Source organism: Isoptericola sp. NPDC055881, assembly GCF_053615895.1.
Genome location: NZ_JBSHCR010000105.1, coordinates 1 through 9,295, shown reverse-complemented (window position 1 = coordinate 9,295; position 9,295 = coordinate 1). Strand labels below are relative to the sequence as shown.

At 73.5% G+C, this 9,295-nt stretch carries 9 protein-coding genes; 4 read left to right on the top strand and 5 right to left on the bottom strand.

What is annotated here, in order from left to right:
* Positions 1-98 precede the first annotated feature (98 nt).
* Positions 99-1,325: an NAD(P)/FAD-dependent oxidoreductase gene (locus ACWGKI_RS19805; protein ID WP_452189306.1), complete on the top strand. Its 1,227-nt coding sequence runs from the start codon at positions 99-101 to the stop codon at positions 1,323-1,325.
* A 74-nt stretch (positions 1,326-1,399) separates the two neighbouring features.
* Here ACWGKI_RS19805 and ACWGKI_RS19800 read toward each other — a convergent pair whose 3' ends face one another.
* The 4 genes from ACWGKI_RS19800 to ACWGKI_RS19785 all read right to left on the bottom strand — a co-directional run bounded on the left by ACWGKI_RS19800 (position 1,400) and on the right by ACWGKI_RS19785 (position 4,473).
* Entirely contained in the window at positions 1,400-2,164 is a 765-nt protein-coding gene (locus ACWGKI_RS19800) for an ABC transporter permease (protein WP_452189304.1), read from the bottom strand.
* Positions 2,164-2,964: an ABC transporter ATP-binding protein gene (locus ACWGKI_RS19795; RefSeq protein ID WP_452189302.1), complete on the bottom strand. Its 801-nt coding sequence runs from the start codon at positions 2,962-2,964 to the stop codon at positions 2,164-2,166. Before ACWGKI_RS19795 ends, ACWGKI_RS19800 begins: the two co-directional genes overlap by 1 nt.
* Positions 2,965-2,999: 35 nt before the next feature.
* On the bottom strand, positions 3,000-3,839 hold the full coding sequence (locus tag ACWGKI_RS19790) for a DUF4097 family beta strand repeat-containing protein (RefSeq protein WP_452189300.1): 840 nt from the start codon (positions 3,837-3,839) through the stop codon (positions 3,000-3,002).
* 106 nt (positions 3,840-3,945) lie between these two features.
* Positions 3,946-4,473, bottom strand: a complete 528-nt coding sequence (locus ACWGKI_RS19785) for a histidine kinase (RefSeq protein ID WP_452189298.1) — start codon at positions 4,471-4,473, stop codon at positions 3,946-3,948.
* 334 nt (positions 4,474-4,807) lie between these two features.
* Between ACWGKI_RS19785 and ACWGKI_RS19780 the strand changes: the two genes are divergently transcribed.
* Positions 4,808-5,569, top strand: coding sequence for a class I SAM-dependent methyltransferase (locus ACWGKI_RS19780; protein ID WP_452189296.1), 762 nt, complete (start codon positions 4,808-4,810; stop codon positions 5,567-5,569).
* Positions 5,570-5,584: 15 nt separating this feature from the next.
* Here ACWGKI_RS19780 and ACWGKI_RS19775 read toward each other — a convergent pair whose 3' ends face one another.
* The gene (locus ACWGKI_RS19775; RefSeq protein WP_452189294.1) at positions 5,585-6,442 is read right to left on the bottom strand and encodes a VOC family protein; all 858 of its coding nucleotides are present in this window, start codon (positions 6,440-6,442) and stop codon (positions 5,585-5,587) included.
* 113 nt (positions 6,443-6,555) lie between these two features.
* Between ACWGKI_RS19775 and ACWGKI_RS19770 the strand changes: the two genes are divergently transcribed.
* Positions 6,556-7,815 (top strand): endonuclease/exonuclease/phosphatase family protein, encoded by a 1,260-nt coding sequence (locus ACWGKI_RS19770; protein ID WP_452189292.1) that lies wholly within the window; start codon positions 6,556-6,558, stop codon positions 7,813-7,815.
* A 263-nt stretch (positions 7,816-8,078) separates the two neighbouring features.
* Positions 8,079-9,230, top strand: coding sequence for a ScyD/ScyE family protein (locus ACWGKI_RS19765; protein ID WP_452189290.1), 1,152 nt, complete (start codon positions 8,079-8,081; stop codon positions 9,228-9,230).
* Positions 9,231-9,295: the final 65 nt, after the last annotated feature.

Genomic DNA, 9,295 nt, shown 5'->3' with positions numbered 1-9,295 from the left:
GCGCCCGGTCGCACCCGCGACCGGGCGCCGTCGTCACGTCTCCGGCCGGCGTCTCGTCGTCACGGTGAGCAACGAAGACCGACCGACGAGGAGTCGACATGTCGCACAGGACCGAGATCGTGGTGGTGGGTGGCGGGTACGCCGGCGTGACGGCGGCGAACCGCCTGACGAGGCGCGACGACGTGACGGTGACGCTCGTGAACGCGCGCCCGACGTTCGTCGAGCGGATCCGCCTGCACCAGCGGGTGGCCGGCACGCACACCGCGGTCGTGGACTACCGCACCGTGCTGGCCGACCGGGTGCGGCTCGAGGTCGCGACCGTGGAGCGCGTGGACGCCCCCTCGCGACGACTGCTGCTCGCCGGCGGCGCGACGCTCTCCTACGACTACCTGGTCTACGCGGTCGGGAGCACCAGTGCGGCGCCGACCGTCCCGGGAGCCGCGGAGCACGCGTTCGCGCTCGCGAGCCTCGAGGAGGCAGACCGGCTCGCGCCGGCCCTGGCCGCCGCCGGGCCGGTCGCGCGCGTGACCGTGGTCGGCGCCGGGCCGAGCGGCATCGAGACGGCGTCGGAGCTCGCGGAGCAGGGGCGTGCGGTGACGCTGGTCGCGGGGGACGTGCTCGGCCCGTACCTGCACCCGAAGGGCCGGCGGGCGGTCGCGGCGCAGCTGGCACGGCTCGGCGTCGCGGTCGTCCAGGGGCCGGGCGCCGTCGTCACCGCGGTGACGCGGGACGCGGTGCAGCTCGCGGACGGCCGCGACCTGCCCAGCGTCGTGACGATCTGGACGGCCGGTTTCGCCGTGCCCGACCTGGCCGCCCGGAGCGGCCTGAGCACCGACGCGGCAGGGCGTCTGCGCACGGACGAGACCCTGACGAGCGTGGACGACGACCGCATCGTGGCCGCCGGCGACGCCGCAGCGCCGTCGGACCTGCCGTTCCGGATGAGCTGCCAGGCCGCGGGCCAGCTCGGGGGCGCGGCGGCGGACACCGTGCTCTCCCGGCTCGCGGGCACGGAGCCCGCGCCGGTCGCGGTCGGCTTCCTCGGCCAGTGCCTGAGCCTGGGCCGGGGCGCGGGCCTGTTCCAGTTCGCCGGGCGGGACGACGTCCCGGTCCGCGTGTTCCTCGGCGGGCGGCTCGGTGCTCGCGCCGGTGCATGGCTCAAGGAACTCGTCTGCAGGAGCACCGTCCAGGGGCTGACCTGGGAGGCGCGACGGCCCGGCATCATGCGCTACCCCTCGTTCGTCGGCGACCCGCGCCGCCGGGAGGCGGTGGGGGCACGCCGCGCGGCCGCCGCTCAGGACGCGACGGACGTCGTCACCGTGGCATAGCCAGCGGCACGACGACGTGCAGGGCCGCACCGGGAACCCGGTGCGGCCCTGCTGCGTACGACACGGAGTGCGCTTCAGCCGATCCGACGGCGGTAGACGGCGACCGCGAAGCCGTACGCGATGAGCAGGATGCCGACGAGCCAGCCCAGGGCGACCCAGATGTCGGTGCCCACCGGCTGCTCCGCGAAGAGCGCCCGCACGGTGTCGACGATCGACGTCACCGGCTGGTGCTCGGCGAACCAGGCGACCGGGGCGGGCATCGTGTCCGTGGGTACGAACGCGGAGCTGATGAACGGCAGGAAGATCAGCGGGTAGCTGAAGGCGCTCGCTCCGTCGACCGTCTTCGCCGACAGCCCGGCGATGACCGCGAGCCACGTCAGGGCGAGGGTGAACAGGACGAGGATGCCGGCCACGGCGAGCCACGCCCCCACGGACGCGCCGGTGCGGAAGCCCATGATCAGCGCGACCGCGACGACGATCGCCACGGAGACCACGTTCGCCACGACCGACGTGAGCACGTGCGCCCACAGCACGCTCGACCTCGCGATCGGCATGGACTGGAAGCGGTCCACGATGCCGCCCTGCATGTCGAGGAACAGCCGGTAGGACGTGTAGGCCACGCCGGAGGCGATCGTGATGAGCAGGATGCCGGGCAGCATGTAGTTGATGTACGACTCGTTGGAGCCTGTGTCGATGGCCCCGCCGAACACGTAGACGAACAGCAGCATGAGCGCGATCGGCGTCACCGCGGTGGTGATGATCGTGTCAGGGCTGCGCAGGATGTGACGCAGCGACCGCCCGGTGAGGACGCGGGTGTCGCTGAGGACGGCGGTGGTCATCAGGATTCCTTTCCGGTGCTGCTCTGGTCGGCGGGGCCCGCACCCACGAGGGTGAGGAACACGTCCTCGAGGGACGGCTGCTTCTCGACGTACTCGACCTCGGCGGGCGGGAGGAGCTGCTTGAGCTCGGCGAGGGTGCCGTTCTGGATGATGGTGCCCTGGTGCAGGATCGCGATCCGGTCCGCCAGCTGCTCGGCCTCGTCGAGGTACTGCGTCGTGAGCAGCACGGTCGTGCCGCCCTGCGCGAGCTGCTTGACGGTCTGCCACACCTCGATGCGCGCCTGGGGGTCGAGCCCGGTGGTGGGCTCGTCGAGGAAGATGATCGGCGGGTCCCCGATGAGGCTCATCGCGATGTCGAGCCGACGTCGCATGCCGCCCGAGTAGGTGCCGGCCCGGCGCGCACCGGCCTCCGTGAGGGAGAAACGCGCGAGCAGGTCGTCGGCGATCGCTCCGGCGTCGGACAGGTGGCGCAGCCGGGCGACGAGGACGAGGTTCTCGCGCCCGGTGAGCACCTCGTCGACGGCGGCGAACTGGCCGGTGAGGCTGATCGACTCGCGCACGTCCCCAGGCTTGGCCGCGACGTCGAACCCGTGCACGACGGCCGTGCCCGCGTCCGCCTTCAGCAGGGTCGACAGGATGCGCACGAGCGTGGTCTTGCCGGCGCCGTTCGAGCCGAGCAGGGCGAAGATGCTGCCTCGCGCCACGTCGAGGTCGACGCCGCGCAGCACGTGCAGGTCGCCGAAGGTCTTCTCGATGCCGCGCACCTGGATGGCGGGGTCGGCGGTCAGATCGGTGGTCATGTCCGGTGCTCCGTTTCCTGTGTCGATGTCGTCGTTCACGGCCGGCGGACGACGACGTCGCCGAAGCCGGTGCTGGCGTGGATCTCTGCGGTGGCCTCGTCCTCGACCGGCCCCTCGGTGGGGGTCAGGTGGTTGCGGACGGAGCCGTTCTCCGAGGCGACGTCGAGGTAGGCGGCGGTGCCCTCGGGCACCCCGACCTCGATGGAGCCGAAGGAGGACGTGAGGGTGACGGCGCCCGACTCGAGGGCGGCGACCCGGATGCTGGCGTGGGCGGACTTCGCGGTGAAGGTGCCGTGCACCCGGCTCACCGCGATGTCGCCGTGCGCGCCGTGCACCTCGAGGGTGCCGACGACGGCACCGACGGTGGTGGTGCCGTTGCTCGCGCGGATCACGCCGTCGCCGGTCACCTCGTCCACGAAGACGGACCCGGCGCTGACCTTGACGTCCAGCGAACCCGTGACCCGGCCGGCGGTGGCCGACCCGGCGGCGACCTTGAGGTCGAGCCGCTCGACGTCGTCGACGCGGGCGTTCCCGGCGGACAGCGTCATGTCGACGGCGTCGAGGACGCCCTCGGCGTAGAGCGAGCCGGCCTTGCCGCGCACCACGGAGCCCGTGGGGAGCTCGACCGTGATGTCGGCGGTACCGGACGTGAAGGGGAGCACGTACTGCTTCCACGACCCGGGGTAGGTGATGGACACCGACTCGCCGTCGCGGTCCACGCGGACCTGTTCGGCGGCGCGCACGCTGCCGGGCTTGCTGTTCGTGGGCAGCACGGTGACGACGACGTCGTCGCGCTCGCCGGCGACGACGTGCACGTTGGCGAAGGGGACGTCCACGAGGACGGGGACGGGGTGGGGGGCGGGGAAAGTGGGCATGACGGGGCTCCAACAGTGGTGTCGGTGTGGTGTCAGGCAGGGTCAGGAGGGGCGGCGGGGCGGGGTCGCGCGAGGTGGTGCGAGGAGGTGCGAGGTGGTGCGGCGGTCAGCGGACCCAGCCGGTGACGCGGCCGGAGCCGCGCTGCTGCGGACGGGCCTGCGCGGCCGGGCGTCCGGTGGACTGCTCGAGCGCGGCGGCGACCGCTCGCACGAGCCACGTGTTCACGGACACGCCGTCGCTGGCGGCGGCGACCTCGACCTGTGTCTTGAGGTGGTCGGGCAGCCGCAGGGTGGTGCGGGTGGTGGCGCCGCCCTCGAGGTCGACGCTCACCGAGAATCCGGGCCCGGTCGCCGCCAGGGTGGGGCCGGGCGCAGACGCCGGCGCGGGCGCGGTGGGCGCCGAGACGACGAACTCGGGCGAGCCGCCGCGAAGCCGGATGTCCACCGAGCCGGGGGCCAGCTCGGCGGAGATCTCTCCCGCCGCGTCGGACAGTGCCTCGAGCAGCACCAGCCGGGCTGCGGCGTCGAGCGGGGCGGTCAGACGGCCGGCGAGGTCTCGCGCCTCGTCACCGCCCGCCGCGGCTGCGGTCGCCAGCTGCTGCTGCAGCTGGTCGACGTATCGGGTCAGGTCCATGGCTCCACTATGACACCACTGTGGTGTCACCGCAAGAGGTTTGGTGTCATCAGTTGCCACGAGGTGGTGTCAGACCTCCGCTGCGCCGCGAGCGACCCCGCTCCGGCACCCCGGCGACGTTGTCTTTTCGTGCAGCCTCGGCCGGGCAGGAATCTCGACCGCTCGACGCGCGTCAGTGCGGCTCAGCAGGAAGAACCAGCGGGGGCGGAGCGGTGACCGCCGAGCGCGCGTCGATCCCGCGGAGCGGGGACCACGAAAAAAGAGAACGTCCTCGGCGCGAGCACCTCACCAGCTCGCCCGCCCTCGGGCGGGCCACGGCGGCTAGCGTGGGGCCGTGACCCCGCATCCTGAGGAAGCGCCCGAGCGCGGCGTCCGCCTGTTCGACGACGTCCGACCGGACGAGGCGGACCGCGCGTACCTGCCGGGCATGAGCAGCGCGTGGAAGATGCCCTGGTACGACGTGCAGAGCTGGTGGCGCCGGGCCGGCCGCCTCCACCGCCGGACGGTCGAGCTGGCCGGCGTCACGCCGGGGCAGCACGTGCTCGACGTCGGCTGCGGCACGGGCAACCTCGCCCTCACCGTGCTGAAGGAGGTGCCGGACGCCCACGTCACCGGCGTCGACCCGGACGGCTCCGCACTGAGCCGGGCGGCTCGCAAGGCGCGCCGGCGTCGGGTCGGGCGCCGGGGCTCCCTGACCCTCGTGCGCGGCTTCGCTGACCGGCTGCCCGCCGCGGACGGCAGCGTGGACCACGTCGTCTCGTCGCTCGCGCTGCACCACGTCCCGCTCGACGAGAAGCGCCGGTTCGCCGCTGAGCTCGTGCGGGTCCTGCGACCGGGCGGGCTCGTCACGGTCGCCGACCTCGACGCCCCCGGCGGGCACGGCCACGGCAGTGGGCACGGCCACCCGCACGGCGACGGTCACGACCACGGAGGCCACCGGCGCCGTGAGATCGGCGTGAACCAGCACCGCGAGGACAACGCCGACGGCGGCATCCAGCGGCTGCTGACCGACGCCGGTCTCGTCGACGCCCGCGAGGCGGCGCGCGCCACGTTCATGGACACGCCCGTGCTGTGGGTGCAGGCGCGGCGTCCCTGACCCGGCAGCCCCGGGTCAGCCGGCGTGCTGCGGCGCGAACTGCGACAGCACCAGTTCCGCACCGAACGGGTCACGCACCGTGGCCGCCCGCACCCACTCGTTGACCTCGGTCGACACCACGGTGCCGCCGGCGTCCGTCGCGGCGTCGGCCGCCGCGTCCCGGTCGGCGACGGCGAAGGCGATCGACCAGCGTGCGGCCCCGTCCGTGCGCTCCACGCCGGCGACGGCGTCGGCGAACCCCGGCGGGGTGAAGCCGGCCTGACGCTCGTAGATGTCCGGGTCCGAGGTCGCGGCGAGGTGGTCGCCGTAGCCGGGCACGCGCACCATCCCGGCCGCGAGCGCCGGGTCGTGCTCCCAGCCGAGCAACGGCCCGTAGAACGCGAGCGCGCGCTCCGGGTCGGGCGTCACGAGGTTGCTGAAGTTCCACGTGCCCGGCGCGTTCACCACCTGGGCGCCGAGCCGGGTCCCCGCCTGCCACAGCCTGCCCAGCGCGCCCTGGGGGTCGAGGAAGCGGACCATCGTGCCCGCCACGGCGCCGGGCGGACCGACCGCCTCGGGCGGCGTCACGACCTGCCCGCCCAGCGCCGCGACCTGCTGCGCGGCCGCCTCGGCGTCGTCCACCGCGAGGTAGGTGTTCCACGCCGGAGCAGCGTCCGCGGCGACCGCGGGGTCGGGCGTCGCGAACGCCGCGACGGCGGTCGCGTCCGTGCCGTCGAGCGACGCCACCACGTAGCGGCCCGGGGCGCCGGGCGGCAGCTTCTCGGTGAAGGACCAGCCGAACAGCGCGCCGTAGAACGCGAGCGCCGCGTCGACGTCGGCGACCTCCAGGTCGATCCAGCTCGGGACACCGTGCGGGTAGGTGTGCTGCGTCATGAGCCCACCCTGCTCCTTGCCCCCGACACGAGCAGGACGCGGGCACCGAACGTTCATCCACAGGTCCCCGCGAGCCTCTTCCCCGCGAGCTCTCCGCTCCCTACCGTGGCGACATGACCCCTCGTCGTGGTGCCCTCCGTCACCCGTTCGTCGCCGCCGCGGCCGCGCTCGCCGTCGGGGCGAGCCTGGCCGTCACCCCGCTCGCCGCAGGCGCCCACGGCAAGCCGCACGGCGGGCATGCGCAGCGCGACACGCTCCGCGTCGCGACCTACAACCTGTCGCTCAACCGTGCGACGGAGGGCGAGCTGCGGTCGGACCTGTCCACCGGCGACGACGCGCAGGCCCGCACGGTGGCGGAGGTGATCCAGCGCGCGAACCCGGACGTCGTGCTGCTCAACGAGTTCGACTACGACGCCGCGCACGCGAGCGTGGACCTCTTCCGCGAGCACTACCTCGAGGTGTCCCAGCAGGGTGCGGCTCCGGTGCGCTACCGCTACGCGTACACCGCGCCGTCGAACACGGGCGTCCCGAGCGGCTTCGACCTCGACAACTCGGGCACGGTGGGCGGCGGCAACGACGCGTTCGGCTTCGGCGAGTTCGAGGGGCAGTACGGCATGGTCGTGCTGTCGAAGTACCCGATCGACACGAGGCAGGTGCGCACGTTCCAGCACTTCCCGTGGAAGGACATGCCGGGAGCCCTCCTGCCCGACGACCCGGCCACCGCCGAGCCGGCCGACTGGTACTCGCCGGAGGAGCTCGACGTCGTCCGGCTGTCCAGCAAGTCGCACTGGGACGTGCCCGTGCGCGTCGGGAAGCGCACCGTGCACGTGCTGGCCGCGCACCCCACCCCGCCCACGTTCGACGGCCCGGAGGACCGCAACGGCCGGCGCAACCACGACGAGATCCGCTTCTGGGCCGACTACGTCACCCCCGGCCGTGCCTCGCAGTACATCTACGACGACCGCGGCGGGCACGGCGGCCTCCGGCCGGGCGAGCGCTTCGTGATCCTCGGCGACCAGAACGCCGACCCGCTCGACGGGGACTCGGTGGACGCCGCGGTCGACCAGCTCCTCGACCACCCGCGCATCACCGACCCGCGGCCGACCTCCGCCGGCGCGGTCGAGGCGGCGGCGCTCCAGGGTGGCGCCAACGCGACGCACCAGGGGGACCCGGCCCTCGACACGGCCGATTTCGCGGACACGACGCCCGGCAACCTGCGGGCCGACTACGTGCTGCCCTCGAAGAACCTGCGGGTCCGCGACGCGGGGGTGTTCTGGCCGGTCCAGGCCGACCCGCTGTCGCGGCTCACCGGCGTCTACCCGTTCCCCTCGAGCGACCACCGGCTCGTCTGGGTGGACCTGGCGGCCCGCTGACGGTCGCCCGCGACGACCATCGCAGGCCGCTGACCTGGGCATCCATCCCGATTTTCTCACCCGCTGCGACCTGGCCTGCGTGTGGCGACCGCCCGCGGGTCGGGTGCAGGGTGGGGAGTGCTGTGCTCACCGCCGAGCGTGACGTGCTCGCCGAGCGCAGACCTCCGGTCGGCAGGCGCTGACCGCACGGCACCGCCGTCCGCGGCGTGCGCCACGTCGTCCCCCGGACGACCCGCCTCCCCGCTCGGCACACTGGAGCACCCATGAGACGCGCGACCACCGCGGTGGCTGCAGCAGCGACGGCGCTGCTGCTCGCCGCGAGCCCCGCCGCCGCCCACGGCGGCAAACCCTCCCCGAGACCACCGACCGTCACGGACGTGGCCACCGGCCTCGTCAGCCCCCTGAGCGCCGCGGTCGGCGCGAGGGGCACCTCGTACGTCACGCAGAACTTCGCCGGCCTGCTCACCGAGGTGGACCGGCACGGCGACACCTCGGTCCTGTATGCGTCGGCGAACGGCGAGGAGGTGGGCGGGGTCTCCTTCCGGGACCGGCACCGGGACCGCACGCTCACCTTCACCGAGACCCTCATCGACGAAGAGACAGGACCGGTGGCGTCCAGCATCAAGACGCTGCGGCTCGACCGCTGGGGCAACCCGGCCGGGCCGGCCCGCACCCTCGCCGACGTCCGGGCGTACGAGAACGCGAACAACCCGGACGGCGACGTCACCTACGGGTTCCGCGACGTCGACCAGGCCTGCCTGGACCAGGCGCCGCCGGACGGCATCCCCGTCCGGTACGAAGGCATCCAGGACTCCCACCCGTACGCCACCACGCGTGGGTGGGGCACCACGTTCGTCGCCGACGCGGGCATGAACGCGATCCTGTCGGTGAGCGACCGGGGCCGCGTGCGGACCGTGGCGGTCCTGCCCGCGCAGCCTGCCGTGGTCACGGCCGACGCGGCGGAGATGTTCGGCCTGCCGGACTGCGTCGTCGGTGAGACGTACTGGTTCGAGCCCGTGCCGACGGACGTCGAGGTCGGCCCGTGGGGCCAGCTGTACGTGACGACGCTCCCGGGCGGCCCGGAGGACGCCAGCCTCGGGGCGCGTGGCGCGGCCTACCGGGTGAACCCGTGGACGGGCTCGGCGCGGAAGATCGGGGGCGGCTTCCTCGGCTCCACGAACCTCGCCGTGTCGCCGCGCGGGGACGTCTACGTCTCCGAGCTCTTCGGCGGCAAGATCACGCAGCTGACCCGCTGGGGCAACCGCACCGTCGTCGAGACCGCCCTGCCGGGCGCGCTGGAGTGGAACCACGGCGACCTGCTGGCCACGACGAACGTGCTGCCCGGTGAGGACGGACCTCCCGACGGCCACCTCGTCCGCATCGACCTGCCCAGGTCGCACTGGCACGGCCGCTGACCCCCACCGATCGCGTTGTGGGTACGAAACTGGCGGGAATTCGGTCACGAATTCCCGCCAGTTTC

Excerpts from the sequence above, each read along its gene's own strand:
- ACWGKI_RS19805 (WP_452189306.1), top strand. The coding sequence starts at position 99 with ATGTCGCACAGGACCGAGATCGTGGTGGTGGGTGGCGGGTACGCCGGC.
- ACWGKI_RS19800 (WP_452189304.1), bottom strand. The coding sequence starts at position 2,164 with ATGACCACCGCCGTCCTCAGCGACACCCGCGTCCTCACCGGGCGGTCG.
- ACWGKI_RS19795 (WP_452189302.1), bottom strand. The coding sequence starts at position 2,964 with ATGACCACCGATCTGACCGCCGACCCCGCCATCCAGGTGCGCGGCATC.
- ACWGKI_RS19790 (WP_452189300.1), bottom strand. The coding sequence starts at position 3,839 with ATGCCCACTTTCCCCGCCCCCCACCCCGTCCCCGTCCTCGTGGACGTC.
- ACWGKI_RS19785 (WP_452189298.1), bottom strand. The coding sequence starts at position 4,473 with ATGGACCTGACCCGATACGTCGACCAGCTGCAGCAGCAGCTGGCGACC.
- ACWGKI_RS19775 (WP_452189294.1), bottom strand. The coding sequence starts at position 6,442 with ATGACGCAGCACACCTACCCGCACGGTGTCCCGAGCTGGATCGACCTG.
- ACWGKI_RS19770 (WP_452189292.1), top strand. The coding sequence starts at position 6,556 with ATGACCCCTCGTCGTGGTGCCCTCCGTCACCCGTTCGTCGCCGCCGCG.
- ACWGKI_RS19765 (WP_452189290.1), top strand. The coding sequence starts at position 8,079 with ATGAGACGCGCGACCACCGCGGTGGCTGCAGCAGCGACGGCGCTGCTG.